This window comes from Lysinibacillus sp. RU7 (assembly GCF_057837305.1).
The window spans coordinates 1-26,561 of record NZ_JBYQFK010000041.1 but is presented as its reverse complement, the minus strand read 5'-3'; the positions used below and the strand labels follow the sequence as shown (position 1 = coordinate 26,561).

At 39.8% G+C, this 26,561-nt stretch carries 42 protein-coding genes and 1 other annotated feature; of the genes, 4 read left to right on the top strand and 38 right to left on the bottom strand.

The features are described 5' to 3' along the window. Nucleotides 1–76 precede the first annotated feature (76 nt). The 21 genes from AC3II9_RS20490 to AC3II9_RS20390 form a co-directional block, all read right to left on the bottom strand. On the bottom strand, nucleotides 77–304 hold the full coding sequence (locus AC3II9_RS20490) for a hypothetical protein (RefSeq protein ID WP_489158459.1): 228 nt from the start codon (nucleotides 302–304) through the stop codon (nucleotides 77–79). A 20-nt stretch (nucleotides 305–324) separates the two neighbouring features. Next, a complete protein-coding gene (locus AC3II9_RS20485) occupies nucleotides 325–546 on the bottom strand; it encodes a hypothetical protein (RefSeq protein ID WP_489158458.1) in 222 nt (73 codons plus the stop codon). A gap of 2 nt (nucleotides 547–548) precedes the next feature. After that, nucleotides 549–737, bottom strand: coding sequence for a DUF6877 family protein (locus tag AC3II9_RS20480; protein ID WP_489158456.1), 189 nt, complete (start codon nucleotides 735–737; stop codon nucleotides 549–551). A 12-nt stretch (nucleotides 738–749) separates the two neighbouring features. Beyond that, nucleotides 750–1,070 carry a hypothetical protein gene (locus AC3II9_RS20475; RefSeq protein ID WP_489158454.1) on the bottom strand — a complete coding sequence of 107 codons (321 nt, stop codon included), beginning with the start codon at nucleotides 1,068–1,070 and terminating at the stop codon, nucleotides 750–752. Between the two features lie 175 nt (nucleotides 1,071–1,245). Then, nucleotides 1,246–2,778, bottom strand: a complete 1,533-nt coding sequence (locus tag AC3II9_RS20470; RefSeq protein WP_489158452.1) for a PcfJ domain-containing protein — start codon at nucleotides 2,776–2,778, stop codon at nucleotides 1,246–1,248. Continuing rightward, nucleotides 2,778–3,212: a hypothetical protein gene (locus AC3II9_RS20465; protein WP_489158450.1), complete on the bottom strand. Its 435-nt coding sequence runs from the start codon at nucleotides 3,210–3,212 to the stop codon at nucleotides 2,778–2,780. The genes AC3II9_RS20470 and AC3II9_RS20465 overlap by 1 nt, the downstream gene beginning before the upstream one ends. Nucleotides 3,213–3,262: 50 nt before the next feature. Then, complete coding sequence (locus tag AC3II9_RS20460) at nucleotides 3,263–3,799, bottom strand: Holliday junction resolvase RecU (RefSeq protein WP_489158461.1); 537 nt, start codon at nucleotides 3,797–3,799, stop codon at nucleotides 3,263–3,265. Further along, nucleotides 3,799–4,041: a hypothetical protein gene (locus AC3II9_RS20455; protein WP_489158448.1), complete on the bottom strand. Its 243-nt coding sequence runs from the start codon at nucleotides 4,039–4,041 to the stop codon at nucleotides 3,799–3,801. The genes AC3II9_RS20460 and AC3II9_RS20455 overlap by 1 nt, the downstream gene beginning before the upstream one ends. Next, nucleotides 4,038–4,571, bottom strand: a complete 534-nt coding sequence (locus AC3II9_RS20450) for an IDEAL domain-containing protein (RefSeq protein ID WP_489158446.1) — start codon at nucleotides 4,569–4,571, stop codon at nucleotides 4,038–4,040. Before AC3II9_RS20450 ends, AC3II9_RS20455 begins: the two co-directional genes overlap by 4 nt. Further along, nucleotides 4,568–4,921: a hypothetical protein gene (locus tag AC3II9_RS20445; protein ID WP_489158444.1), complete on the bottom strand. Its 354-nt coding sequence runs from the start codon at nucleotides 4,919–4,921 to the stop codon at nucleotides 4,568–4,570. The genes AC3II9_RS20450 and AC3II9_RS20445 overlap by 4 nt, the downstream gene beginning before the upstream one ends. 14 nt (nucleotides 4,922–4,935) lie before the next feature. After that, nucleotides 4,936–5,229 carry a hypothetical protein gene (locus tag AC3II9_RS20440; protein ID WP_489158442.1) on the bottom strand — a complete coding sequence of 98 codons (294 nt, stop codon included), beginning with the start codon at nucleotides 5,227–5,229 and terminating at the stop codon, nucleotides 4,936–4,938. Then, nucleotides 5,226–6,056 carry an ATP-binding protein gene (locus tag AC3II9_RS20435; RefSeq protein WP_489158440.1) on the bottom strand — a complete coding sequence of 277 codons (831 nt, stop codon included), beginning with the start codon at nucleotides 6,054–6,056 and terminating at the stop codon, nucleotides 5,226–5,228. The genes AC3II9_RS20440 and AC3II9_RS20435 overlap by 4 nt, the downstream gene beginning before the upstream one ends. Then, nucleotides 5,992–6,762: a DnaD domain protein gene (locus AC3II9_RS20430; RefSeq protein WP_489158439.1), complete on the bottom strand. Its 771-nt coding sequence runs from the start codon at nucleotides 6,760–6,762 to the stop codon at nucleotides 5,992–5,994. Before AC3II9_RS20430 ends, AC3II9_RS20435 begins: the two co-directional genes overlap by 65 nt. Nucleotides 6,763–6,766: 4 nt before the next feature. Next, nucleotides 6,767–7,687: an ERF family protein gene (locus tag AC3II9_RS20425; protein WP_489158437.1), complete on the bottom strand. Its 921-nt coding sequence runs from the start codon at nucleotides 7,685–7,687 to the stop codon at nucleotides 6,767–6,769. Between the two features lie 100 nt (nucleotides 7,688–7,787). After that, a complete protein-coding gene (locus AC3II9_RS20420) occupies nucleotides 7,788–7,967 on the bottom strand; it encodes a hypothetical protein (RefSeq protein ID WP_489158435.1) in 180 nt (59 codons plus the stop codon). A gap of 366 nt (nucleotides 7,968–8,333) precedes the next feature. After that, nucleotides 8,334–8,468 carry a hypothetical protein gene (locus AC3II9_RS20415; protein ID WP_489158433.1) on the bottom strand — a complete coding sequence of 45 codons (135 nt, stop codon included), beginning with the start codon at nucleotides 8,466–8,468 and terminating at the stop codon, nucleotides 8,334–8,336. 14 nt (nucleotides 8,469–8,482) lie between these two features. Continuing rightward, nucleotides 8,483–8,776, bottom strand: coding sequence for a helix-turn-helix domain-containing protein (locus AC3II9_RS20410; RefSeq protein ID WP_489158431.1), 294 nt, complete (start codon nucleotides 8,774–8,776; stop codon nucleotides 8,483–8,485). A gap of 124 nt (nucleotides 8,777–8,900) precedes the next feature. Beyond that, a complete protein-coding gene (locus tag AC3II9_RS20405) occupies nucleotides 8,901–9,203 on the bottom strand; it encodes a hypothetical protein (RefSeq protein WP_489158429.1) in 303 nt (100 codons plus the stop codon). 49 nt (nucleotides 9,204–9,252) lie between these two features. Beyond that, nucleotides 9,253–9,984 carry an ORF6C domain-containing protein gene (locus AC3II9_RS20400; RefSeq protein WP_489158427.1) on the bottom strand — a complete coding sequence of 244 codons (732 nt, stop codon included), beginning with the start codon at nucleotides 9,982–9,984 and terminating at the stop codon, nucleotides 9,253–9,255. A 177-nt stretch (nucleotides 9,985–10,161) separates the two neighbouring features. Further along, nucleotides 10,162–10,428 carry a helix-turn-helix transcriptional regulator gene (locus AC3II9_RS20395; protein WP_489158425.1) on the bottom strand — a complete coding sequence of 89 codons (267 nt, stop codon included), beginning with the start codon at nucleotides 10,426–10,428 and terminating at the stop codon, nucleotides 10,162–10,164. 40 nt (nucleotides 10,429–10,468) lie between these two features. After that, the gene (locus AC3II9_RS20390) at nucleotides 10,469–10,711 is read right to left on the bottom strand and encodes a helix-turn-helix domain-containing protein (protein WP_489158423.1); all 243 of its coding nucleotides are present in this window, start codon (nucleotides 10,709–10,711) and stop codon (nucleotides 10,469–10,471) included. Between the two features lie 165 nt (nucleotides 10,712–10,876). Between AC3II9_RS20390 and AC3II9_RS20385 the strand changes: the two genes are divergently transcribed. From AC3II9_RS20385 to AC3II9_RS20375, 3 genes are read left to right on the top strand one after another with little or no spacing between them, the layout of a single operon-like run. Further along, complete coding sequence (locus tag AC3II9_RS20385; protein WP_489158421.1) at nucleotides 10,877–11,305, top strand: helix-turn-helix domain-containing protein; 429 nt, start codon at nucleotides 10,877–10,879, stop codon at nucleotides 11,303–11,305. 19 nt (nucleotides 11,306–11,324) lie between these two features. Beyond that, nucleotides 11,325–11,765, top strand: coding sequence for an ImmA/IrrE family metallo-endopeptidase (locus tag AC3II9_RS20380; RefSeq protein ID WP_489158419.1), 441 nt, complete (start codon nucleotides 11,325–11,327; stop codon nucleotides 11,763–11,765). A gap of 44 nt (nucleotides 11,766–11,809) precedes the next feature. Next, nucleotides 11,810–12,988, top strand: coding sequence for a tyrosine-type recombinase/integrase (locus AC3II9_RS20375; RefSeq protein WP_489158417.1), 1,179 nt, complete (start codon nucleotides 11,810–11,812; stop codon nucleotides 12,986–12,988). Nucleotides 12,989–13,162: 174 nt separating this feature from the next. On the opposite strand, the gene queA is transcribed toward AC3II9_RS20375, so the two are convergent. The 5 genes from queA to safA form a co-directional block, all read right to left on the bottom strand. Then, nucleotides 13,163–14,200, bottom strand: coding sequence for a tRNA preQ1(34) S-adenosylmethionine ribosyltransferase-isomerase QueA (queA, locus tag AC3II9_RS20370; RefSeq protein ID WP_489158416.1), 1,038 nt, complete (start codon nucleotides 14,198–14,200; stop codon nucleotides 13,163–13,165). 19 nt (nucleotides 14,201–14,219) lie between these two features. Further along, on the bottom strand, nucleotides 14,220–15,224 hold the full coding sequence (gene ruvB / locus AC3II9_RS20365; protein ID WP_431027324.1) for a Holliday junction branch migration DNA helicase RuvB: 1,005 nt from the start codon (nucleotides 15,222–15,224) through the stop codon (nucleotides 14,220–14,222). Between the two features lie 13 nt (nucleotides 15,225–15,237). After that, nucleotides 15,238–15,858, bottom strand: a complete 621-nt coding sequence (gene ruvA / locus AC3II9_RS20360; protein WP_489158415.1) for a Holliday junction branch migration protein RuvA — start codon at nucleotides 15,856–15,858, stop codon at nucleotides 15,238–15,240. 110 nt (nucleotides 15,859–15,968) lie between these two features. After that, complete coding sequence (locus AC3II9_RS20355) at nucleotides 15,969–16,781, bottom strand: phosphotransferase (RefSeq protein WP_489158413.1); 813 nt, start codon at nucleotides 16,779–16,781, stop codon at nucleotides 15,969–15,971. Nucleotides 16,782–16,784: 3 nt separating this feature from the next. Beyond that, a complete protein-coding gene (gene safA / locus AC3II9_RS20350; RefSeq protein WP_489158411.1) occupies nucleotides 16,785–17,876 on the bottom strand; it encodes a SafA/ExsA family spore coat assembly protein in 1,092 nt (363 codons plus the stop codon). Nucleotides 17,877–18,006: 130 nt separating this feature from the next. Between safA and AC3II9_RS20345 the strand changes: the two genes are divergently transcribed. Continuing rightward, nucleotides 18,007–18,534, top strand: a complete 528-nt coding sequence (locus AC3II9_RS20345) for a transcription repressor NadR (RefSeq protein WP_489158410.1) — start codon at nucleotides 18,007–18,009, stop codon at nucleotides 18,532–18,534. Between the two features lie 39 nt (nucleotides 18,535–18,573). Here the strand turns inward: AC3II9_RS20345 and AC3II9_RS20340 are convergent, their stop codons facing one another. From AC3II9_RS20340 to AC3II9_RS20285, 12 genes are all read right to left on the bottom strand, one after another. Next, nucleotides 18,574–19,125 carry an NUDIX hydrolase gene (locus AC3II9_RS20340; protein WP_489158408.1) on the bottom strand — a complete coding sequence of 184 codons (552 nt, stop codon included), beginning with the start codon at nucleotides 19,123–19,125 and terminating at the stop codon, nucleotides 18,574–18,576. A gap of 36 nt (nucleotides 19,126–19,161) precedes the next feature. Then, the gene (locus AC3II9_RS20335; protein WP_489158406.1) at nucleotides 19,162–19,545 is read right to left on the bottom strand and encodes a thiol-disulfide oxidoreductase DCC family protein; all 384 of its coding nucleotides are present in this window, start codon (nucleotides 19,543–19,545) and stop codon (nucleotides 19,162–19,164) included. 9 nt (nucleotides 19,546–19,554) lie between these two features. Further along, nucleotides 19,555–20,433: a prephenate dehydratase gene (pheA, locus tag AC3II9_RS20330; RefSeq protein ID WP_489158405.1), complete on the bottom strand. Its 879-nt coding sequence runs from the start codon at nucleotides 20,431–20,433 to the stop codon at nucleotides 19,555–19,557. 84 nt (nucleotides 20,434–20,517) lie between these two features. Then, the gene (locus tag AC3II9_RS20325) at nucleotides 20,518–20,973 is read right to left on the bottom strand and encodes an ACT domain-containing protein (protein WP_489158403.1); all 456 of its coding nucleotides are present in this window, start codon (nucleotides 20,971–20,973) and stop codon (nucleotides 20,518–20,520) included. Between the two features lie 27 nt (nucleotides 20,974–21,000). Then, the gene (gene obgE / locus AC3II9_RS20320; RefSeq protein ID WP_391375841.1) at nucleotides 21,001–22,290 is read right to left on the bottom strand and encodes a GTPase ObgE; all 1,290 of its coding nucleotides are present in this window, start codon (nucleotides 22,288–22,290) and stop codon (nucleotides 21,001–21,003) included. A gap of 12 nt (nucleotides 22,291–22,302) precedes the next feature. Next, on the bottom strand, nucleotides 22,303–22,821 hold the full coding sequence (locus AC3II9_RS20315; protein ID WP_489158401.1) for a Spo0B domain-containing protein: 519 nt from the start codon (nucleotides 22,819–22,821) through the stop codon (nucleotides 22,303–22,305). Between the two features lie 423 nt (nucleotides 22,822–23,244). Next, nucleotides 23,245–23,538 (bottom strand): 50S ribosomal protein L27, encoded by a 294-nt coding sequence (rpmA, locus tag AC3II9_RS20310; RefSeq protein ID WP_391375923.1) that lies wholly within the window; start codon nucleotides 23,536–23,538, stop codon nucleotides 23,245–23,247. 19 nt (nucleotides 23,539–23,557) lie between these two features. Beyond that, nucleotides 23,558–23,896: a ribosomal-processing cysteine protease Prp gene (locus AC3II9_RS20305; RefSeq protein ID WP_489158399.1), complete on the bottom strand. Its 339-nt coding sequence runs from the start codon at nucleotides 23,894–23,896 to the stop codon at nucleotides 23,558–23,560. Nucleotides 23,897–23,912: 16 nt separating this feature from the next. Continuing rightward, nucleotides 23,913–24,221 carry a 50S ribosomal protein L21 gene (gene rplU, locus AC3II9_RS20300; protein ID WP_293920766.1) on the bottom strand — a complete coding sequence of 103 codons (309 nt, stop codon included), beginning with the start codon at nucleotides 24,219–24,221 and terminating at the stop codon, nucleotides 23,913–23,915. Between the two features lie 14 nt (nucleotides 24,222–24,235). Continuing rightward, nucleotides 24,236–24,319: a sequence feature (ribosomal protein L21 leader region), on the bottom strand. Between the two features lie 40 nt (nucleotides 24,320–24,359). Next, the gene (locus tag AC3II9_RS20295; RefSeq protein ID WP_391375831.1) at nucleotides 24,360–24,974 is read right to left on the bottom strand and encodes a M50 family metallopeptidase; all 615 of its coding nucleotides are present in this window, start codon (nucleotides 24,972–24,974) and stop codon (nucleotides 24,360–24,362) included. Beyond that, nucleotides 24,967–25,497, bottom strand: coding sequence for a M23 family metallopeptidase (locus tag AC3II9_RS20290; RefSeq protein WP_489158397.1), 531 nt, complete (start codon nucleotides 25,495–25,497; stop codon nucleotides 24,967–24,969). Before AC3II9_RS20290 ends, AC3II9_RS20295 begins: the two co-directional genes overlap by 8 nt. Before the next feature lie 179 nt (nucleotides 25,498–25,676). Further along, a complete protein-coding gene (locus AC3II9_RS20285) occupies nucleotides 25,677–26,261 on the bottom strand; it encodes a hypothetical protein (protein WP_489158395.1) in 585 nt (194 codons plus the stop codon). Between the last annotated feature and the right edge of the window lie 300 nt (nucleotides 26,262–26,561).

Below are 26,561 nucleotides of genomic sequence, written 5' to 3'. Positions count from 1 at the left end.
TTCCTTCACTTCTACTATAAAAAAATAGTAGCACAAACCATGGCCGTGGTTTGTACTACTAATGTTAGTATGTTTGCTAAGCATAATGTTTCAAATACTTAGCAGCAACCGCTAAATATTCATCATCAATAGAGCAGCTATCTGCTTCACAAACACTTTCACTTTCTCTGTAAGTAATTGAATCATCCGTTAAATCCACTACTTTAGTTAACGATGTTTGACTTTCCGCACCTTCAAGAGCTAGATATACTTGATAACGCCTTACTGTAAAGCGATTAACATAGAACTTATGTTTTTCAATCATGTGCAATCTCCTTTCTATAGCTAATACCAAGTTCGATTTGGTGTATAATGCCACCATTCGCCGTTTTCATAATGAACGTGGAGGTTTCCACGTTCACCGCGCTTGATTTTCACAATATGAGACGCGCTGTACTTTTCACGTTCTTGCATGCCCATTGAACGGTTATGCGCCGCGTAAGTTTCCGCGAATTGCTTATACTCTTCATCCGTTAAATGAGCGGCAACAGGGATTTTCTTCATCATTTTCACCTCACTTTGCCATTTGAATTTAGTGCAGCGACTATATTCTCTGCGTACAGTAATTGCTGGTACATATATGGATCATCATCTTTCCCACCGGAAGCTAACCAATCACTCATTCGTTTATCGATATCCTGTAATGCATGAGTTGGTAGAAGGTGCGAAATCTTGTTAAGCTTTTCAATCGGTGTCATACATATGCCTCCCTAAAATAGTGCAAGCTGCTCATATTTTGCTGGTGGATCCGCAGGCAAGATTCGCACTTTCACTGGTTCGTCTTTTTCCTCTTCTTGTCCGGTCTCTATAGCAAGTGGTTCATTAACCGGCTCAACTGGTGTAGGAGTCGGCTCTTTTGCTACCTGTTTTTTCGCGTTTAGCTGGTAAGCAACATGTTCTGGTATATCCAGTAACATACCTAACGTTACTGGCCGTAGAAGCGCGCAACTGTAGTTAGGTGGCTCCTCTATTGGCAATTCTTTAATCTTTTCGAAATGCTCCAATTTAAACTTTCCTAGCTCACTCGTCATTTCCTCATCTCGGTAAGCTATGACATGCTGTTCATCGAGAACGTAGATATATAAGATTGCTTCGTCATACAAAGCGCGGCACTAAAATTAGCCGCGCTTTGTATGCCTTCCCCGGATACATCCATCGAGCGATAGGGATTTTCTGTTCTACGTAAAATGGTGCCGGTGCTTGCATCTAAACCACCTTCCTTACCCACGATTTCTTCGGATGTAATACAGCTTCATTAAACACCTTCATAAATGCTTCTACGTCCTCTGTAGGCACACAATTTTTCAAGCCGCGGCACTGCACTACACGCCCGTCTTTTATTTCTACAGTGAAGAAAGGCTCCTCTGGCGTATCAATAGATCGCACCATATACAATTCTGTTTTACCGTCTGCATACTGTTCTGCGTAGTTCCCTGCAACACAATGCTGTAACCGGTTGCCTTCTACAGTGAGCTCCAAAGCGCTGGCAAACGGTCGAATAAACAGTCCGTTATATTCAAATGCGTTGCGAGCTAGCTCTCGAGCTCTGCGTTTAATACGGGCATTGTATTTCGCATTAGCAATCGCTTTTTTACGCTCAATTTGGCGCTGATGCATGTCATGTACATCGCGCGGAAATAAATTAGACGGATCCGTCACATCCATATTCATCTCTTTGCAATGTCGAATATAATCGCGGTAAGTAATATAGACACTTGCAATACCTGCATATTTTTCCTGGTACTTTTCAAATTGCTTAATTAAGTATGCATGTATCTTTTTAAGCGGCTGTTTCGTTTCCGCTAGCAGCTCTAGTAACAGATACGTGCTGTACTGCAATTCCAAACAAATATCTAGCAGGTCAGCTGGTGGTATGTCTGGATGCGATGCACGTATATCTTTAAAATATTTTAATGTTGTACATGAAATCTGCTTACTTGGATTAGTTGCGTTCTTGAAGTGTTTCCAGTCTCTCTTTGGTAAACCTATAATGCTATCTAACGTTTTACCGCGCCAATTGATCAAACCTTTTGTGGATTGTTTATTTAGACGTGCCTCGATAACGCCGATTAGATTCAACTTTGTAAGAATCTCTAAAAACGGGTACTTGCAATAAAGTGCCAAGTATTCAATCAGATGATGATTCTCATATTTGAGCGCCATCGAATATTGCAAAGACGTACCCTTTATAGCTTTTTTGAGTGACGCGCGGCTGAAGAATGCCAGCTCCCTGCCGAACATCATCGTATTGTGTAAGGAGTGAGGGTTTACATTTTTCGTGTATCCACTATACCAACGCCCCCGACTGAACATGTATGACACACCCTGCTTGAAAATATACATGGCACATCGGTTATACGTTGTTTTTGGCTGTAAATAATCATCTCTATAATCCCGTACCACCCAATAACCAGATACAGTAATTGCCGCTGGATCCACTAATGACTTATCTGCAAATTCCACGTAAACACGGTCCACCAATTGACCACGTCCTCGCCCAGCTTGAAATGCGATACATTTTGATTTACAATTTGGACAAGTAGTAACTTTATTGTGTTTTAATGGTTGCTCTAAATAACTATCTTCCTCACAGTGCGTGCAGTAGCCTTTGTATAAGCTACCTACCACACGCTTGTAGAAGATATACCGGCTATGCTCCAAAGCATGATCGATTACAAACTGTATAAGCTCGGGTGTTGGATTTTCGTGAAAATGAGCAGTAGCTTCTGTTACGTTCACTAAAATTCCACCTCGCTAATAAAGTCATCAAGTGTTGTCTGAACAAATTCCGTGCCTGGAAAGTTGACAACCTTATCAGATGGCTTTTTCTTTTTGCTTGCAGCTTTGGCTTTCTTTGGTGCCGCGCTTTGTACCTCAACTTTTGTTACCGGGGCTTGCGCCAGTAATGGTGAACCCTCTATATCAAAATACTTCAACACGATGGCGAAGCCTTCTTCCTCCGTTAGCATTGCCATGCCATCAACAGCTTGCTTACGAGCGGCATTTTTCATATGTTGTAGGCTACCTTTTACTGTTTTGTCCTCAGCTAATATTTTTGCAGCTTGATCTGGTTGTGCTTGAATGTGCTGCAGTAGAAACTGGCCAACTACTTGCACATACTTATTTGACGCAGTCATTTCATTTTCTAATTTTTCGATTGCTCGATTTAACATGGTTGATCTCCTTTCAGGGGCTACTAGGTTAGCCCCGTATATAATTTCCTTCACAGAAACGGCAATAAATAATGCAGCGTATAACCGTCCATCGATTTTACTTCGCATGCCTCTGCTTCAAATGTGGCAATAGGAATGGATTTTGCACCACCGTTTTTTGCCTCTTCCCATGCCGCGCACAGTGGTTTGAATGGTAGGCGGTAGTATTTATCCAATTCTTTGAAATAAACAAGCAGGAAGGAGATAGCGCCTTTCTGGTACCATGATTTCAGTAATTCATACTGATGGTCATGTAAATTCTTTAACGGGAAGCTCTTACCACTAGTTTCTTTGGCATCGAAGACAACTGCTCGTCCGTTACATACACCGGCATAATCAACCCACTCGGCTTTTTCCTTTCGTCCAATTACCTCGCGCCCTTTAGAATGTTTAATTTGCACTGGCGTAGGAATTTTGCGAATGTCCGCTAACCCTGCATTGCGGTATTTTGTATTGGCCATATCAATCACGCGTTCTAGAAACTTCCCACGATGCGCATGTGTATGAGATTTTACTCCCTGCCGCGCTTGTTGCTCACTTTGATACATCAATGTACTGGCACCTCCTCGATGGCATAGTCTGCATCCACTTTAAACACAATTCCATCCACGTAATAAACTTTGATATTATGACGTTCTTTTTCGCATCGGTACTTGATGACGCTATGAGCACCCTCGCGTTTAATCTCTTTCGATCGATAAATAAACGATTCGAATTTAATCTCACACGGAATTTTATTTACATCAAAGCGAGAAGCTAAATCACTAAGGTTAGCAAATGTCGGAATCATACCTGTTCACCTACTCTCGTTAGCTGGTAAAAGGCCGCTTCATCTCGATTTGCTAATGCAGTATCAATCGCAATATCGATTGCATGTTGTCGATGCATCTCGAGTAAATCGCTGAATAACATTTCCATATGGATATCACGGACTGCAGAAGATGTTTGCTCAATAACTTGCCCCACGTCTTGTAGCAATGAGTCCCATCTTTCTAACTTTGCGTCTTCGCTTTCTTGATGTCTCCCTAGCAATCTATCAATTTCTTTTTGTACATCCGGATGATGTGCAAGAGCAAGGATGCTCATCGTATCAACCGTGATTGTACGTTGCGCGGAGTTATCTACACTCACCCTTATTTGGTCGCTGTAGTTGTGAATAATGCCGCGCTCATCTACAACCATTTCAAACGGTCTCATGTTGTAAAGGCCGAAAAATTCACCAACTAACTCAATGCCAAACGGTTTAATTTGAAAAACGTGGCAGTTTCCTTTTTCAGTAATACAGTCAACAGTAAATTTCTTTAGTGTAATTAACGTCATATACTCACCCCACTAAACCTTGGAAATTCGTACTCTTCTGCCATCATGTCAAATTCATCGATTGTGAGATAGCGTAGTTCTGGTACATACATTTCCGTGGCCTTTTCGCCATGTAATTTTGATAAGGCTTGCCAAGCTGCCTCTTCTGACGGCTCTGAATAGTCTTTGTTGAAATGAATAAGCATATCGATTAAATCTTCTACATCACCATCATCAGTAGCCCAATTAGCGTGGTCATGATCACTTGCTAAATAAAAATCCTTATGATTGCGATTGCGGTAGACGTATACAGGAATTTGCGTAATCACTTTGTCCTCGCTACCGAAAATGTTTTGTTGGAATATATTCATGATTTGCTGCCCTCCTACGCAATGTCCAATGCACTTTGACTTAGTACCTGTTGCCTGATAGCCTCTACTTGTCGCCAAAATTCTGGCTCGTCTACAGAACCGTGTGCTAAGCGCGGTAAATTACTAGCATCAAAAATATGCATATAGCGCTCGTTGTGAAAACTGCCAGGCTCATTATGCCGCTCAATCATCATTTGTACATCCTCTTCGTCGTAACAAATAGTACGCGACTGACTAGCCGTTTCTTTATGCGTCCAGATGATGATTGCATGTTGCGGAATCTTGCCACCCATATAAATTACACTCATGAATATACCTCCAATATTTTGTTAAATTTATTCAAACGTTCTTTTGCAATCTCTCGTCGATAGCTAGTCGCCTTATTCTCGATTGGTTGCACCATTTCAACAATTCGGTCGTAAGCTCTTTGACCAATTTGCTTCGGTAACTCTTTCGGTCTCATATTCGATGTTGTAAGTACTGGCGCATTACGACGATATCTATTGTCGAGTATCCTGAAGACTATCTCTTCCACCCAGTCACTTGTTTTTTCCGCTCCTAAATCGTCAATGATAAGTAAGTCGCATATAGCTAGGGCCTTTAAAATCTTTTCTTCACTATCCCGATTATTCTTACCAAAAGTTGATTTAATCTTCCCTAACAAATCCGGCATGGAAACAAACACCACCACTTTACCTTGTGCTCGTAGGTCATTGTGAATAGCTGCCGCTAAATGTGTTTTCCCATTCCCTGGCTCTCCCCAAAACATAATAGATTCCCTACCGTAGTCCTCAAAATTCAATACATAATGTTGAGCTATTTGAAAGGCTGTTTCTGATCCAGAGCGTTTAATAAAATTGGTAAATGACGCTTGTAAATAGCGTTCGCCTAAGTTACTGATAGAGAATAGTTCACGTACCTCACGTTCACGTTGAAAATTCTCCATTTGTTTAACTTCTGCTTTTCTTGCATCTGCCTCGCATTTACACACGGGCTGTACCCACCGTTTACGTCCTAATACTTCTACCTCAATTGCCAATACTTCTCGCTGACAATGAGGACATCTTTTACTAGAGAGAGAAGTCGTCGCGTTCTTCTGAATAAGCTCGTTCATGACGTTGTTTAATGCCTCCACTCGATACGCCTCCTTTTTTCTGTTCAAAAGCTGCATCTGCTCTTGCAACTTCTGCTAAAGTGGTGATTTTCTTTCTATGCCAATCTAGTAGAATACGTTCTGTATATTTAATCGTGGTAGCATTTGCTAATGATGTTCGTTTAATAGCCTCGAGAATAAGGGCTTTTGGATATTCGATTTCCCAATACTCGATAGTTTGTATCTCGATAGGAGAAAGCACATATCTTACATTTTCTTGGAAAAAGCGGAGCGCACTTATATCATCATCATCTATATAATCTGTATTATTAATTAATGTATTATTATCCTTCGCGTTTTCCGAAGGGGGGGTTTCGACATCCCGAATACCCTCTTCGGTTTTCCGAATACCCCCTTCATAATCTCGAAGAGGTGTAGGATTAAAAATTTCATGCTGACGATTGACTTGAATCACTCTTTTTTCTACCTGTTTAGTGCCATCTTTATATAGCTGAATAACAGTGATTAGCCCTTTCTTCTTTAACCCACTAATAACTTCAGAACAACGACTTTTACTAAGTTGAAAAAATTCTGCAAAGTATTCATTCGATGCGTAACAACCGTTCTCGTTATCTAGGCTATCGATTTCCACTAAAAACGCTTTTTCTTGAAGTGTAAGTTGTTTAGACTTCCAGATGTTCGCAGGTATCCATACGCCTTTGAATCCCCTGTTGTGTTGTTCTGCCATGCGATCATCCTCCTATTTTTTGCTCAGCAATCCGCGCCACTTGTCCTAGATAATCAACAAGCGTAGCTGCTTCTTGCATTGATAACTCTCCAGGCTTCTTATAGCTCATTTTCAATTTCTTTAAGCTGTTACCGTAAAGATCATCAGGGTTCATATTTTTCATTTGCGCTAAAGGAATTAATATATTCGTTAATTTGTGCATTGTAGGTGCATCAACTAACCCTACTGGTGCTGATTGTTGCGATTGCGGTGGCTGCTGTTGCATTCGACTAGCTAGCATCTTAGCCGCATTTTTAAGGTCCTGTCGTTGTGCATTTTCTGCAAGCCAAGTCAGATAATTCGGTTCTTCTTGTTGGATTTGCCCCAACATTTTCCCTTTATGTGGACCAAACGGCACCGTGAGTTTTAAAGGATCTATATTGCTCTCTTGCCTGTTTTGCTGTGCAGGTGGATATGATGACGACTGACTGTATGAATTATTGCGTGAGTATTGATAGTCATTTCCGCTAGAGCCGTTTGCATCGTCGTCCTTTTCCGTAGCGATCCCCAACATCGCGGCTAGGCTGTATCGTTTCATGTACGTAATCTGCCCGCCGAAATCTTGCATACTTTCAGCAGCAGGAAACTTTAAAGGATTAGATTTCGCATATTCACCAGATTCATGGAGAAATATAGTTTCTACACAAGCCAATGTAATGCCACTTTCTACTGTTGAATAACTGTTTTGCATAATAGTGAGCTTATTTTGGATAAAGATAGGACGAACAGCGTCGAGAATGCCGTTTAAATCGGTATACTCAAACGTGTATTTGCCACCTTTTTTTGTAACTACTTGCACCTTAGCGTTGTGTTTAGGTGTCTGAATAGCCGCCCATGACCTTGCCAATGCTCCAGCAATGTTTGTATTGTTCTCGGAAAAAATCATGAATGAAGACCTCCTATTTTGTTTTAATTTGCCATTCAGAGGCCCATGCGCTATAATAAAAACAACTAGTCAAAGGCGCATGAGCCACTAAATCGTAAACCTATCGTTCGCTGCGGTAGGTTTTTTTAAATTTCCCACGACACTCTTTTTGGTACTTTAAGTAGTCGCGTTTCACTGGCTTTCTGACTCCATTTGTAACTTCATCTGTTACAATAAGCCGCGCTTCGTGACGTTGCGCTACCATTTCGAAGTACGGATCTAGCTCGAACACTTCTAACACCGATACCCCTCCTTTCTTCTTCCTTGCGAGGATAGCTTGCAGTTCTAACGTGGATTAAGAGGAATTTGAGGATAAAAATTATTCAGTTGTGTGTGGTTTGCAAGGGTGGCTATTCCATCAAGCAGCCTACAAAGTGTCATAATATCGGAGGGGCTAACCAACCCTTTTTTTTGTAGACTGCTGGACGGAAGCGAAATTTCTTCGCTCCATCTATTTATTTGTGATATACTGATATTGAACATTTCGATTTAGTAACCGTTTGAATCCTAGTCCGATTCAAGCGGTTTTTATTTGCGAAAATGACTGCAAATCAATTCTTCTTGTAAAGTTAATTTCTTTCTTCTGAAAAATTTGAATAACACAACCTCACCTCACTATGATTAATAAAGCTACGAGCATAAACAATGTTGCGACATATGGTAGTAACAACCAAATATAATCGGCTAATTTTGGCTGTTGCCCATGCTCATACACCAAGGCTTTATCTAATAAATTTTTCAAGTTCTTTCCCCTTCCTACGCTACATTTAATAATGGCGTGATAAACGCTGGAACTAGCGTCATTAATTGTGCTGCTTGTGCACATACATCTGTGCCGAATAAAATAGCAGCAGCATGTACCTCGCTGTTTGTTATTCGTACCCAGTTCATAAAAGTTTCTAAATCTATGATTTTACGTCCGCACTCGTATTTGCTGACATGCGATTGTGTCATTTGCAGTTCGAACGCAACATCTTCCTGCGTCATATCTGCATCCTCGCGAAACTTTTTCAACATTTTCGCTAGTTTTTTTGGCGATAAAGCAAACATAGCTATCACCTCCCCCTCGATAGTCGAAAATGGACTATAGTCGATTTTGGATTACTACTTATTTACAAAGTTAGATATTATAGTTTTAAGCAAGTTAACTTGCTTATTGAGCTTTGCCCAAGCTCTACGTCCAATCATTCATAATTATTTCTTGTATTACCTTGGCTGTCGGCTCCTTAAGCCAGACACGTTTACCACCTTTTTCACGCTGACGCTCGTAACGTCTTACGCGTGGATCAATGAGAATGTGGTCCTCTAGAAATTTGCGACTGAAAGTTGTAGCTTTTTGGATATCATGAATGTCCCAAAATAGCACAAGTGGTTGTGCAGATGTAGTAACTAATTCTTTAAGTTGCTCTTGAACCTTAGCAGGTGTAATGCCCGACATCTCGAAAAGTGTTTGGATAACTTGACTTTCAGTTGTCATGCCCTTGCCCTCCTTATCTATATAGAGGCGCTTGCCCAGCGCCTTCCCCTTATACCAAATGGAATTTCTCTTGTTTATTGCATGCTTCAATTTCGATTTCTAAAGTTGTACTAGGTCTCCACTTTGAAATGAAATAAAGCGCATCTTCAAATTTTGATTTTGGTAATTCGCCATAACGAGGTAATTGAAAGTGAGTATTGAATTCTTTCCAGATAGCTCGAAACACCTTACCACTCAAATCTTTGTATGCTTTAGTGTCAGAACCACCCAAAGCATCAATAGCTTTCTTTTTAGCCGTATACTGGATAGTCCGTTGTTCGATGCCATCAATACGCATCGTTTCGTGCAACACATTTACTTTTTCTTCAATCGCATCTACACGCTGCGCCGTCTCTTCATTTACCTGCATAAGCAACAGCATTTGTTCTCGCGCCGTAAGTGGTTTTTGTTCTTGTATTTTGTAATACTCATCTACTAACATTTCATAGGCATCCCATGCAGCATCTGTATTTAAAGATTTCGCATGGAGCCATGCGCCTTTTTCGGTCCAAAGGTAGAGAACTGAAGCAAATTTTAGGCTTTCATCAATTTGATGAATGGCTTTGAACTCTTTTAGTTCATCCCCTGTAAGGCGAATAAAATGTTTACCTTCTGTGTAACGATCAGCGTTACGTGTATAGTTATTAGAAATAACCTTCACATCTGTGCCGTAACTTTCAGCTAATTGACCTGTTGTTAATACACGTGCTTGACGATGTACGATTACTTGTAATTGATTCATGTTAAAACCTCCTTTAAATTTAAAACTAATTTTAACAATTCGAGTATTTTCCAATTTTGTTGTGTATTCTTGCGTATTCTTTTGGGATATCAATAATCCGCTTCGTAAAAATGTATAATCTCGTATTTTTAATTCCAAAATTGGAAATTTCACAGCTATAGGCTGTCAAGTACTTTTTTATAAATCCGGAAATAAGTTTAAAAAAGGTACCTCTAATACTTGTTCGAGTTTCATAGCAAGTTCGAGTCCAGGTTTCGTTCGTCCTGATTCAAGTTGGCTTATCATAGCTGTTGAGCACCCTACAAGCTCTGCAAGTTGACCTTGTGTAAGTCCTTTTGCCTTTCGTTCTGCAATCAGTAGCTCACGCTTAGGTCCTTTAAGGTGTCTAAACTCTTCAGAAGGAATCATTTTTTTACGCTTCTTTTTACGCTTTGGCTTTGTCATGCTCCGGCCCATTTTTTCACCTACTTTCGTTATTAACCTCCTAAGCTGTTTTATCAGAATCGCGTTTCGCGATTCCTAAATCAAAAAAAATTTCATCTAATGTCACACCGAAAAAATCTCTAATTTTCGGCAAATACTTAGTTGGAAGACCTCTACGACCGTTTTCGATTTGACAATAATAATTGGCTGAAATCCCTATATATTCAGCGACAAACTTTTGCTGAATACCTCTCTCCTCTCTTAATCGCTTAAGATTATTCGGGACAATTTTATTTGTTGTCATATTAAAACACCTCCTCAATTTCGCGATTTGCGATTCGATTAACCTAACTTTAACATCGCGTTTCGCGATTGTCAAACATTTTTATCACAATTTGCGAATTTCTATATAAAAAATCGAGTATTGCGATATGATTCACATATCAGACTATTAGAAAAGGATGATTTTATGAACGACGGCATTTTAGCTAAACGTTTAAGGGAATTACGAGAGGAGGGTGGTTATCTTCAAAAATTTGTAGCGGATAAGTTAGAAATTAAAAGTAATACATTATCCGGTTATGAAAACGGCACAAGGATGCCAGACCCTATAATGTTATCTAAATTAGCGGATTTATATAAGGTAAGCACCGATTACTTATTGGGCAAAGATAATAATAAGAATAAAACATCACAAAAAGACGAACGTGACATCGCTAAACGCATGGAACAGTTACGACACGATTTGCAAAACGCTGAAGGACTAGCTTTTGATGGTGAGCCGATGTCCGATGAAGCTCGCGAATCTTTGCTTGAAGCTATGGAATTTGGTGTTCGACTCGCAAAGAAAAATAACAAAAAGTTTATTCCGAAAAAATATAGAGATAATGAAGAATAACACGATTTGAGGGATGTGGATGAGATGGATTAAAGAAAAAATCGAGAAGTTATATAAAAAATATAATACTCGAAATCCGTTTACATTGGCGAAATACTTAAATGTACAAATATTTTATTGGGATCTCCCACCAGAAATCAGAGGATTTTATCAATACGAAAAACGTAACCGTTTTATCTTTATAAATAGTAACTTAAGTATCGAAGAACAGCTTATTGTGTGCGCACATGAATTGGGTCACGCTGTATTACACAAAAATGTGAATACACCTTTCATGCGCCAAAATACATTTTTATCAGTCAGCAAAATTGAACGTGAAGCCAATCAATTTGCTGCTGAATTATTGATACCTGATGAAACGTTGTATGAATGTGAAACAATTTACGATGTAGTCTCTTTGCATAATGTACCTATTGAGTTAGCTCAGTTAAAGTACCAGTGTAAAGGGAAATTTTTTTAACCACAAATGGAACATATATTCTTATTTGGAAAGGGTTGAGTTGTATGGCGCGTGTTAAAATGACCAAAACAAAAATAGATAGTATCTATTGGTATAAGCAAAGTGGCAAAAAGAAATTTGCTTATCGTTACAAATACTATTGCAAGTTTGGGAAGCGTCGAGAAAAGTCACAACAAGGATTCGATACGATCGAACAAGCTGAACGCGCTTTGATAGATGTGAAAGCAGCCATCCTAGATGGTTTAGAAGAATTAGTATTAAACCAAAACTTAAAACTCGGCAATTGGTTAGATTATTGGTACGAGAAAAAAGAAAGCCGTTGGGAACCGACTACCGCGGCAAGTAAAAAAAGTGCCATCGATAATTATTTGAAGCCCATTTTAGGTGACTACCAGTTAACAAAATTAACGAGTTTAACGGTCCAACAATTAGTAGATACCATGTCCCAAAATAACCGGGTGCTTACTACAATAAAAAAAGTTACTAATGTATTAAAATATGCATTAAATGACGCTGTTCGAGAAAATATAATTAAACGTGTGCCTTTTTCAAAGTTAGATTACTCTAAAGTTAAAGAAAATCCAAAACGGGAGTCTTTGCAGTTAGATGAGTTGAATAAGGTGCTTGAACATATAGCGAATGAACATATCACACGAAAAGCGGCATTAATGACGTTACTCACAACAGGTATTCGAGCTGGTGAATTATCGAGTATCCGCTATCGAGATATAAATTTCCAGGATCGCACTATCACGATCGATGAAACAAGAAATTATTTAAAATCAGATGGTGGGTCCACTAAAACAAAAAATAGCACTCGAATAATTACTATGTCCGAAACTTTAAATGATGTATTATTAGAGTATCAAACGTGGCTCTTTAGCACACTCGCTGAAGAAGGAAAAAAAATAACGGATGATACATTCTTTTTCTATTCCAATCGAGGCAAGCCAGCGCATCCAACTTACGGAAGTTATGTAGTGAGTAGTTTCGGCAAAAAACATAAAATTGAAAATTTGACAGCTCATATTTTCAGGCACACCTATGCATCTATTCTCATCGCAGAAAAAGTACCGATTACTACTGTGGCAGAATTGATTGGAGATACCCCTGAAACTGTTATTTCCACTTACGCTCATTCAATAAAAGAGCAGGAAATAAAAGCTGTAAATATCTTCGATAAAATAATAAATCCACAAGAGGAAAAATCAAAAAATGTGTGATTTGGGGTGCTTTTTGGGGTACATGGTCATTTTGTACGATAGAAAAAGCGCCATATCAACAACGATAAGCGCTTTTCTAAAGTAAAAACAGTACTTCGAATTTAAATGGCCCATTATACATGCATAGCAGGCACATAAGTATTAATTTTAGGTTGTCTGACAACGTTTTGCAAACTATTTCTTCGGACGGATAAACATCGCATCGCCAAAGCTAAAGAAGCGGTAACGCTCCTTGACTGCCTCCTCATACGCCGATAAAATCGTTTCCTTTCCAGCTAAGGCACTGACAAGCATCACAAGCGTAGATTTTGGCAAATGGAAGTTTGTAATGAGTCCGTCAATCGCTTTATATTCATAACCTGGGTAAATAAATATATTTGTCCAGCCTTGCTCTGCTCGAATTTCACCGTTATATTTACTCGCAATCGTTTCAAGCGTACGCGTCGAAGTTGTCCCAACTGAAATGACACGACCACCTGCTTGTTTTACTCGGTTAATCGTTTGTGCCGCTTCTTCTGTTACACTATAAAATTCAGAATGCATATCATGTTCTTCGATTGAATCTACACTGACAGGGCGGAATGTGCCAAGTCCAACGTGTAATGTCACGAACACGACTTCAACACCTTTTGCTTTAATTTGCTCGAGCAAGTCTTCTGTAAAATGAAGACCTGCTGTCGGTGCTGCAGCTGAACCGCGCTCACGGGCATATACCGTTTGATAACGGTCTTGATCATCTAATTTTTCACGAATATACGGAGGGAGCGGCATCTCACCTAACTGATCTAAAATCTCATAAAAAATGCCGTCATATTCAAATGTAAACGTACGTCCTCCATGCTCTAGCATACCCGTACACGTCGCTTTTAATAAGCCGTCGCCAAATGTCACAACCGTTCCTACTTTGACGCGCTTTGCAGGCTTAACAAGTGTTTCCCACTCATCTTCATTCGTTTGTTTCAACAGAAGCAATTCAATATTGGCCCCCGTATCTTCTTTTTCCCCCATGAGACGTGCTGGTAGTACACGTGTATCATTTAGTACGAGACAATCGCCTGCCTGTAATTCATGGACAATATGAGCAAATTGATGATGCTCTATTTCTTTTGTATGTGGATTGACAACTAGTAAACGACTCGCTGTTCGGTCAAGAAGCGGCGTTTGAGCAATCAATTCTTCCGGTAAGTAAAAATCAAAATCTTCTACTTTCATCTTTGTAACTTCCTATCGTTTAATTTTGTTGTGGGTACGCATAGCCAAAATGCTCATACGCTAAATTTGTTGCGACGCGCCCTCTTGGTGTTCGTTGCATAAAGCCAATTTGCAATAAATACGGCTCGTACACTTCCTCAATCGTAATGCGTTCTTCCCCAATGGACGCAGAAATCGTATCTAAGCCAACTGGACCACCTGTAAAGCGTTCAATGAGTGCAATCATTAATTTATGGTCAATATGATCTAAGCCACGAGGATCTACTTGCAATAGTTCAAGTGCTTGTTTGGCTAAAGCAAGCGTAATCGTCCCGTCCCCTAGCACCTGGGCATAATCGCGCACACGTTTTAGCAGACGATTGGCAATACGTGGTGTCCCCCGAGAACGACGTGCCATCTCGTAAGCGGCTTGGTCATCAATTTCTACGTTAAATAAGTGTCCACTTCTGACCACAATGTGCGCAAGCGACTCCTCATCATAATATTCTAAGCGTAGGTGAACACCAAAACGGTCACGAAGCGGTGCCGATAACGCCCCTACCCGTGTCGTCGCACCAACTAATGTAAACGGTGGTAAATCCAGTCGAACAGAACGTGCTTCCGGTCCTTTACCAATCACTATATCTAAGCAAAAGTCTTCCATTGCCGGATAGAGTACTTCTTCGATAGCCCTTGGCAGACGGTGAATTTCGTCTATAAAAAGCACATCCCCCGGCTCAAGTGAACTTAAAATGGCCGCTAAATCACCTGGGCGCTCGATAGCAGGACCGCTCGTCATTTTAATATTCACGCCCATTTCGTTCGCGATAACAGCCGCTAGCGTCGTTTTTCCTAGCCCCGGAGGACCATATAATAATACATGGTCAAGACTTTCTTCTCGCATTTTCGCTGCTTCGATAAAAACTTTTAAATTGTCCTTTACTTGCTGCTGACCAATATATTGGGAAAGCCGTTGAGGTCGTAGTGATAATTCAAATTGTTCATCAAAAGCGTTCGATTCACTTGATAACAAACGATCTGTCATCGCTCGTTCCCTCCTACTTCATTTTCAATAATACTTTTAATGCCTGCTTCATATACGCATCGGTTGTCGTTAAAGCTTCATTCTCTTCTAGCTGAGGCTTTACTTTCGCAAGCTCCTTTTCAGAGTAACCAAGAGCAATGAGGGCTAACATGGCTTCTTCTAGCTCATGCTTATGCGCATTCACCCCAAATAGCGGCAGCTCGTCCTCTGTGCTTGGTAGCTCTACTACATCCATTAATGTCCCTAGTTTGCCCTTTAAATCCAAAATCATTTGGCGTGCTGTTTTTTTTCCTACACCTGGAAACTTCACTAAAAAGGCTTCATCTTCCATCTCAATCGCTTGGATCACATGCGTTGGTGCCCCCGAAGCTAAAATGGCTAAAGCGCCTTTTGGTCCAATGCCTGATACTTGGATCAGTTTACGGAATAATTCACGTTGCTCTAAGCTCGTAAAACCGTATAATGTATGAGCATCTTCTCTCACATGCATATGTACATAAACTAGCTGTATGTGCTCATTTACTCGAAACGCATAAGGATTTGGTGTAAATAATTGATAGCCGATGTTCTGCACCTCTAACGCGATATATTCCGGTGTAATACGTGTAACTTGTCCTTTTACATAATCATACATTTGCTATTCCCCTCACATTCAACCTGTATATTATAGCATACTGTTCGCCTTTTCCCCGAACAATAAACCAAACAAAAAACCGCCAAATAGTTGACGGTTCATGTCATCAGTTACATTTTACCAATTTGTTTCATTAAGACTGGCCACATTTGTAATGCTTGGTTCGTGAACGGTCGCACATATTGCAATAGCTGTTCTTTCTGCGCATCATTCACTTGCAATAAATAAAGCCATTCCCGTAGCAATTCATTTGGATATAATAAATAATTCCTTTTTTGTCGCGTTATTTCTGTATACGGTTGTTCATTCAATAATGCATATATATCATAATTTACGTGAGGTAATACACGATGCATCCATAAAATCACTTCGTCAGCAGGATCTCCTAGGCACGCTAAATCAAAATCAATGATTGCAGGCTGATCACCCAGCAAAAAATTATGATGTACGACATCTCCATGAAGCAATGTAAACTTGGAAGTTTTACTCGCCTCTATTTTTCTAAGCGCCCGCTCTGTCATATGTGCAATTGTATAAAAATCGTTGCCCATTAACGGAAGTAGCTCTTTTTCGTTATTTTTAAAACGAGCAAATCTTACTTCCCATTTTTTTAGTAAATCTTGTCTTGGAAGTAAAGCATCTTTCCATAGAACATTCGTTTCATGAAGAGCCTTTAACATCTCTAATGATTTCGTACGATCTTCCATTTTTTCGTAGTTCGCGGGTCTACCATGTACCCATTGATGCACGATATATGGTGTACTCTTTTGAGAGGTGATCGGTGCAATATATGGAAAATAATTTTTCATTAGCTTTTTATGAATAAAGCGTACCTTATCCGCAATAAATGCATCGTCATAGTATTTTACAAAAAATGCACCCTTTTCCGTATCATAGCGCCAACAATTTTCTTTTAGCTGCATCTTTTAACGCCAAGGCGGCTGTTGACAGGGATGACAATACGGGTTGAAGGGTGGTTGTGTGTGTTGTTCCATTTGTCTCATATCTTGATAATAACCTTGTACTTGCTGCTCTTTATCCTCACATTGTGGACGATTCTGTTCACAAGCATCTACAGGTTGCTGACAAGGGACTGGTTGCCACATCGACGGCTGTTGCATTGGTGGTTGCCACATTGACTGGTCATGCATTGGCTGCTGCCACATCGGTTGTTGCCACATCGACTGGTCATGCATTGGCTGCTGCCACATCGGTTGTTGCCACATCGACTGGTCATGCATTGGCTGTTGCCACATCGGTTGTTGCCATATTGGCTGATGGTGCATCGGGTGACAGCACATTGATTGGTGATGCATCATCGGTGACCAACACATTGGTTGTTGCCACATCGGTTGTTCATGCATTGGTTGTTGGTACATTGGCTGTTCATGCATTGGTTGCTGGTACATTGGCTGTTCATGCATTGGTTGTTGGTACATTGGCTGTTCATGTACAGATTCCTCATCCATCGATTGGTCATACATAGATTCTTCATCCATCATGTCCTTTACGGGTTGCTCTGGCATTATGGGTTGTTGCGGCATTGGTTGTTGCGGCATCATTGGCTGTTGTGGCATCATCGGTAGTTGTGGCATCATCTGTGGTTGATAAATGACTTGTGGGTACATCGGTTGTTGATAAATCGTTTGTTGATAAATGGGCGGCTGTTGTGGTGACATACAGGACACGCACCATTGTGGCGGCATCATTGCGGCTGGATTATAAGTTGGTTGATACATTTCTGCCTCCATAGACTCCTCTACAAGCGGCAATTCTTTAACCGGTTTCCATTCTTTTTCTTTTTCTTCAACGCTTGGCATAACCTTCGCTTTTGCACTGTGGACGTCCTCTTTCTTAGTCCCCATAGCAGTGTCTGGCAAGAAAATTTCCATTCCCGGTACGATATAATCAGGATTCGCTAGTTGCGCATTTAGTCTCTTTAACTCATCAAAACCAATGCCATACTGTTTCGCGATTTTCCATAATGTATCACCTTTTTGCACAATATGAACTCGCATCGATTGCCTCCTTTTCTCGCTATAGCATATGCCTACCTATAAAAAACGACACAAATTTCGCGCGGAAAGACAGCTATCATGATACACTATGCTTACAACAAATGTTTTTTGACATTTAGAGGTGATTTAGATGAAGAAAATGCTAGGAGAAGAACGCCGTCTCGAACTTTTAAATCTATTAAAACAACAAAATGGACCGATTACAGGAACAGATTTAGCCAAACATGCAAATGTATCCCGCCAAGTTGTTGTCAATGATATGAATTTATTAAAGGCGCGTAATGAGCCCATCGTGGCGACGAGTCAGGGCTACTTGTATATGAAAGAACAAAGCACCGCTTCCTATGAACGCAAAATTGTATGCATGCACACTGCAGCTGAAACACGTGACGAAATGTATACTATCGTTGACTGCGGTGTAACGATTCAAAATGTTCTTATTGAACATCCTGTTTATGGCGAAATTACCGCCTCCATTTTAGTATCCAACCGTGTTGAGGTCGATTTGTTTTTAGAAAAGCTTGAACAAACAAAAGCAAGCTTCCTATCGGCTCTAACAGATGGTACCCACTTGCATGTGATTTCGGCCCCAAGTGAAGCACTTCTGGATAAAGCAGAAGCAAGCCTTCGTGAAAAGGGATACTTAATCGAAAACTAAAAATAGGGCAGTCTCAAACTATGATGAGACTGCCCTATTTTATGCTTTCATCTTGTCAATTATTTTATGATAAATCGGCTTCATATGCTCTTCATTTGAATATTCATCCAACTGATCAATTGGTAACCAAGCTACTCCGCTATTTTCTGCTTCTGCAATCGTCAATGCTTGTGCGTCATCAGCTTCAATTAAATATGTAACATTTAAATGTAGATGTGGTGAAATAAATTTCCCCTTCTTCACATGCCCAATAACCATTAATACATCGAGGGAAAAAATATTGGTTGTGACTGGTTGTAAATTCAATACACCCGTCTCTTCTTGCACTTCTCGAAGTGCAACCGCTAAAAAATCGGTTTCCCCGTCTGCATGCCCGCCTGTCCAACTCCACGAATTATAAATATTATGATGTACCATAAGTACTTTTGTCCGTGCTTTATTGACCACAAACCCTGAACATGTCACATGTGCTACTTCATTTTCGCGCGTTAAAATATCGTCAAACGTTGTCAGGCATTTTATGATGATTTGCTTATCTGCCATTTCTTGCTCATTAAATGGTTGATAATTCATTAATTGCTCTTGCCACATACATTGCCCACCTTTTATGTTAATAAAGCCATTATATCACGATAAAAATCGCGCCTGCTGTTCTTTTGAAGGGAGCATGCATACTTCTTTTTGTCCAAACCACTTATAACGATTTTTAGTAACAAACGTATAAAGCCTATCCCGTATAGGACGCGGCACTACGATGGCAATATACAAAAACCTCCAAAACCCTTGCAAACATTTCGCGATTCGAAGGGCGGCTGTTGACTTTGTGTACGCTCGATGATGCTCAATCAGCACGACACTATCAATCCCTTGAAGGTGGTATTGTTTCACAAGCTGCTGCCCTACTTCACTTTGCAAAGAAGCAAAATGAAAGACGCCTCCGTCCCGTTTTAAAATAAACTGCACACTGGCATCACAAACATTACATAGACCATCGAACAAAATGATGCGCATTTAATCCCCTCATTCTGGTGTGTTATACGTATAGTATGTACCAAGTGATTTGACAGAGCAACCAAGTGCATTTAGCTCCTCTACGGCACCTTTCATCATCGGTTCATGCTCATCTGCTAACACATCAATAATAAAGAAGTAATCACCCAGTCCTGTTTTTAATGGACGTGATTCGATTTTACTTAAATTTAATTTGCGCCAAGCAAAGACAGAAAGCACTTGATGCAATGACCCCGAAACATCATCTTCTGGTAACGTTATCATAAAGGTTGTTTTCGGACCACTTGTCGCTTCTTCTTTCGGTAAGCGTAAATTTTGCTTCGATAACACGAAGAAGCGTGTATGATTAAAATGAAAATCGTGAATATTTTTCTCTACGATTGCTAATCCGTATTTCTCCGCGGCAGACGAGTTACCGATTGCCGCAATACATTCATCTGGCGATTCCGATACAAGTTTAGCCGCTGCTGCCGTTGAAGAATATTGATGTAATGGCACACTGCTGAAATTATAAAATAAGTATTTATGACACTGTGCAAGAGCATGTGGATGTGAATAAACCCCGTTAATATTGCGCCAATTATTCACTTGATTTTTATGTACCATTAAGTGTTGCTGTATTTTAGATAATACTTCCGCCGTGACAAAAAGCGTTGCCTCATGAAATAAATAATCTACCGTCAGCGGGACGGACCCTTCTAATGCATTTTCAATTGGTACAACAGCTAAATCCACTTTCCCCTCTGCTACAGCCTCAATACATTCTGGAATCGTTGCGCATGGGATCAACCATTCATTTTGAAATAATCCTTTTGCCGCCAAATATGTAAATGATGCTTCTGGTCCTAAATAGGCAATCCGTTTTCCCCATTGCTCTCCTACCGTCATATCCAATCCTCCAAACACTATCATTTCTAAATTTTCAGTTAATACTATGTAAAAAGAGAGAGCGCAATAGTGCGCCCTACTCTGTTATAAAGCACCTGAACTAATGACCTCAGCACCCTCTACAAAATCTAAATGTTTTAAACTTCGCATTAATTCATCTAATTCATCCGTCATACTCGTTACATCCAATGATAATGTCACGTTTGCACGCCCCTGAATAGGAATCGTTTGATGAATCGTTAACACATTACAATGTGCATCTGATACCATTTCAAGTAACTTTGCTAATGCACCTTTTCGATCCTGTAATTGGATAAAAACAGTTAAAATACGCTCTTTCACAATGGAGTGGAAAGGAAAAACGGCATCGCGATATTTATAAAAGGCACTCCGTGATAAATCCACTTCTTTCACAGCGTCCCAAATGGAAGCAACCTGTCCACTTTGAAGCAATTGTTTTGCTTCTAAAGTTTTTTGCATTGCGTCTGTCAGTACGTCTTCACGCACTAAATAATATCGTTGATTTGCAACGTTTTTCATAATTTTCCCCCCGCACTTTTCAAAGGCTTAATCAATAAATTCAAATTCAAATTCGAGTAAGCGAACTGTATCGCCATCTTTGGCCCCACGTTCACGTAATGCCTCATCTACACCCATTGCACGTAATTGGCGCGCAAAACGACGAATACCGTCTTCACGGCTAAAGTCTGTCATCTTAAATAGGCGCTCAATTGAACCACCCGAAAGAATCCATGCACCATCGTCATCACGTGTAATTTCAAAGCCGTCTTTCTTCGATTCGTGTTTATACAGAACTGTTGCGTCTGATTCTTCCTCTTCCACTTCATGTAATTGGAATTCAGGTGTCACTTCTAGTAAATCGGCAATTTCAAATAATAGCGGTTTTAACCCTTGACGAGAAACAGCTGAAATTGGGAAGACTTTTACATCCGGACCAACTTTTTTCTTGAACTCTTCTAAATTTTCTTCCGCATTCGGCATATCCATTTTATTGGCTACAACTAGTTGTGGACGCTCTGTTAAACGTAAATTATATTGCTCTAATTCGTTGTTAATCGTTACGTAATCTTCATACGGATCGCGCCCTTCCATGCCGCTCATATCCACGACATGCACGATAACACGTGTACGCTCAATATGACGTAAAAATTGCATTCCTAGGCCTACGCCTTGGTGAGCGCCTTCGATTAACCCTGGTAAATCTGCCATAGCAAATGAACGACCATCTTCTGTTTCAACCATTCCTAAGTTTGGTACGATTGTTGTGAAATGGTATGCACCGATTTTAGGCTTTGCAGCAGATACAACAGATAAAAGTGTTGATTTCCCAACTGATGGGAATCCGACTAACCCAACATCTGCTAATACCTTTAATTCTAAAATAACATCTAATTCCTGACCTGGTTCACCTTTTTCAGCAAGCTCTGGTGCTGGATTTGCAGGCGTTGCAAAACGTGAGTTACCACGGCCACCTCGTCCTGCTTTTGCAATGACTGCACGTTGACCATGCTCGACTAAATCTGCAATAACCGCTTTTGTTTCAGCATTAATTACAACCGTTCCTGGTGGCACTTTTACTATTAAATCTTCCGCTTTACGACCATGCATACCTTTACTCATACCGTGTTCACCACGTTCAGCTTTAAAGTGGCGTTTGTAGCGGAAGTCCATTAACGTACGTAAACCCTCTTCCACCTCGAACACAACATTACCACCGTGACCGCCATCTCCACCAGCTGGTCCACCATTTGGTACATATTTTTCACGACGGAAGGCTACCATACCATCTCCGCCGTCTCCACCTTTTACATAAATCTTGACGTGATCTACAAACATACCGTTCACTCCCTAATTTTGCATAACAAACTTCCAAGACGTTGTCGTTTGTTCCAACGTTTTGATTTGCAGTGCATTTAATTCCTTATTAAAATGTAGTGCCTCGTTAAACTGTCCTGTAAAATGAACAGCAATTTCAAATTCATCCCCAGCACCTACAATATCGATTTGTAGCTGTTGTTCCGAAAAAGGATCTAACCGGTCATACACATGAAGGATTGTTTCTTCCAAGTATTGAACAATTAGCTCGTCCCATTGTTCGTTTAAAGCTTTTGTTATATTGGTAGAGAACTCCATTTGAAATTCAGGATAACGCCATCTTAACGTCTGTAAGTATTCAATCATTTTGGGCAGACCGATTTTATTTAACTGAGAGATATTTTGACATTGGGCCACAATGTCATAAATAAGTTCTTTTGCTTCCTCAATACGCTCTAAGTCAAGATTCATCTTAATTAAATGAAGGTGATTTAAAAAATCATGGTTTGCATAACGTAATACTTGTTGTACCGTTAAAGATTGTTCCGTCATTTTATTCACTCCAATAAAGTTATCTTACATAGTATAACAATTTTTATTCCACATTTCCTTTAAAACGTAATACTTAGAACAGTTCAATCTTCATTCGAAAGAAAAGAAGCCGTCTGAAAAGATATTTTAAGGTGACTTCTTTACGACTACTACTGGACCCATATTTCTTAGTACATATGTATCAAGAAGTGAAGGGGGTGTCCGGAAAGTTTTCACTTTCTGGACACCCCCCTCAGGCTGTTGATACTTGCCTCGTTTGTCCGCTCATGAACCTCGCGTCTTCCCTCGGCTACGCGCCCTTGTATGGCAAACGTTTTCAAGACAGCATGAGCAATCTGTTCAAGAGTTATCTAAAAATACGTGTAGACAAAGTCAACATGTGACTTTGTCTACACTTTCAAGAATTGCTCTTTATTTGCAAAATTATGCTTCTTGAGCTACTGGGTATACAGATACTTTCTTTTTATCGCGGCCCATGCGTTCGAATTTCACAACGCCATCAACTTTCGCGAATAAAGTATCGTCACCACCACGACCTACGTTTGTACCTGGGTAAATTTTTGTACCGCGTTGACGGTAAAGAATTGAACCACCAGTTACGAATTGGCCGTCAGCGCGTTTTGCGCCAAGACGTTTTGCTTCAGAATCACGTCCGTTTTTTGTAGAACCTACACCTTTTTTAGATGCGAAGAACTGAAGATCTAATGTTAATAACATTTCCATTATGTTCCACCTCCTACACCATTTTGTATTTTAATTCGATATAATCTGAATAACTAGCAGTCATCGTGTAAAATTGTGTAACCATAGTATTCAAAATTACTTGTAATTTGTCGTCTGTTTCAGTATCCAAGTCATTTGGTAACATTACTTTTAAGTAACCACCTTCAACACCTTGTTCAATCTGTGGTTCGATTCCTGTAATATGATGAATCGCATTTACTGCCCCAAAAGACACAGCAGATGCACCAGCACATACTAAATCACGACCATAAACATCTGAAAGTGCATGACCTGAGATTTCAAATCCATACGATTTACGATTTTCATCGCTATAAATAGTCACCGTAATCATCCGGTTCACCTCAAAATTAAGCGTTGATTGCTTCAACAACTAATTTAGTGTATGGTTGACGGTGACCTTGTTTACGACGGTAGTTTTTCTTCGCTTTCATTTTGAAAACAGTGATTTTCTTAGCGCGACCTTCTTTTACAACTTTCGCTGTAACAGTTGCACCAGCAACAGTTGGAGCACCAACTTTAACTGTTTCTCCACCTACGAATAAAACTTTGTCAAACGTTACGATTTCGTCAGCAGCCACACCTAGTTTTTCAACATAGATTTCTTGACCTGCTTCAACTTTGATTTGTTTACCACCAGTTTCGATAATTGCGTACATTAAAATGCACCTCCTCTTAGACTAAGACTCGCCTGTTATTGAAAGGTGATCACCTTCTGTGATACTTAGGCACCTTACCAGCGCGGTTGTAGCGGGTGCTACAAACAATAACATTAAAATACTATCATGCCCTGATGGTTAAGTCAACCGATTCATAATAACTTTTTCAAATGCTGTTCGATATTTTCGGAATCGCCATTCATCTAGTATTTCACTCCACAGGAGAAGACTTAACATAACGAAAAAAATAGATTGTGGTAGCATTAGTAACATTGCGCCCACTGCTATTGTTATTAAACATAAAGAAATAGATACATACCCTTCATAAATGGCCTTTTTAGGTTTAAATTTTAGTAAACTATTACAAAGGATTTGTCCACCATCGAGCGGATATATTGGTAAAAGATTAACGCATAGCAGAACTAGTTGAATCGTCGCAAAATCTTTTTGAAATAATGATGGGATAAAAGGGCTTATCAAATAGGCAAGCAATGTAAAAATAGGACCGCCGATCGCAATCCATATAAGTGCTGTATAAGAAATAGCCTGTCCTTTAAAAAATTGTATCCGTGCCCCAAACGGTAATAGCGTGACATCCTTTACTTTTGCGCCTACTAATTTTGCAATAAGAAGATGCCCTGCCTCATGCCAAAGAAGTGACACGAGGACAAGGAAGTATTGTGCAATGTTTCCACTCAACGCCCATAGCAATAACATCATCAAAAATACGGGATGAATTTTTATCTTAGCCATGATCCTTAATCCACTCGACCGTCTCTTCCAAGCTGAGTACGCGACCATTTTTTTCGATTTGAATAAATAGTTCCCCTTGTTCCTTCATCGCAATCACTTCACCTTGTGCAACTGTACTATATGGTAGATGATAGAAGTCATCGATAAAACCATACGTCACAGTATACCCATCATCATAAGATATCGAAATGACCTTTCCTGTCCGTGCCGTATGTCCAGTGTAAACCATGACACCTGACTGCGTTGCCGTAATGTTAATTGGGTCTTCATATGATAACTTAAACCCTTGATCGTATCGCTTAATGGCAACGAATTTGACAAGCACTTTTTGATTCGTCGAAGCAACTTCCACGACTTCACCATCAGAAAATAATTCATTCACTGTATTTCGCATCACTGTCATGTGCTCTGTACTATACACAACGCTTGTAATGAATTGCCTAACAGATTCATTTGAACTATTTAATCCGATATATATGACAATACATAGAGCAAGCGAAGTTAGCCATTGCCATGCTTTCATGCCACCATCCTTTTTATACTATATGAATTATCAGAAAAGTCGATACCATTACAAAACAACATCTCAAGCAAAACAGGCCGAGATGTTGTTGCCTCTTTGTTGCTAGCCATAAAATTTCTTAAAAAAACCTTATTCACTCATGTAAGAGCGAATAAGGTTGGAAAAGGGGAATTCCAGTATTAGAAATCATCTGGGTAAGCAAGTGACACAACGGCTTCACCTGTTTCTAAATCAAAGAAATCAAATGTGAACGCAATATCTTCTGGCTCATAACCCGCAAATGCATTATACATACCCGTTAATAATACTAATTGGTATAGTGCCTCTGTACCTGACTCTTCTTCAAATGCTGCTAAGTCCACATCAATTTCAAAAACATCATATGCATCTGAATAGCGTATTTCTTCATAACCTGGATACGTATCAACAATCTCCTGAATAACAACATCAAACTCTTTCGCTAATTCTGGAATAAATGCCTCATGCATATTTGTTTCCATAATATACGTAATCGATCCATCAGCATTTTTCGTAATCTCTTCAAAAATGGCCGCTACATCTGCATTTTGCTCAATATCGTACGCAAACTCAGCAGGGACTGTCAGCTCATAGTATTCCTCTTCGGCTTCCACTTCAGCTTCCTCTGTTTCTTCAATTACTGCTGCTGGTTCTGTTTTTTCAACTGGCTCTGCTGAATCCTCTTCTGAGCCACACGCCGCTAGCATGGCCATAAATGCACCTAATAGTAATAATTTCTTCGTCATATTCATTCCTCCAAGTGTAAATTGAAATAAAGAAAGTCCTTTATAAATACGCCCTTCATTTACAATTTGCTATTGATTAATTTGAATATAATGGTTGAATGTTAAAATTAGGTTAAATAAATGGATAAGCAAAAAAAAAAAATTACTCGTAAATTAAAATCTTTACGAGTAATTTTTATGTTTATTTACAAGTGTATTGATTTACCTTTTATTGTTAATAGAATCGTGTGAAACGTTGATTTCCGCTCCATTCGGCTCGCTTTCCACGGGCATGGCCTCAGCCTCCTCGTCGCTCGTACC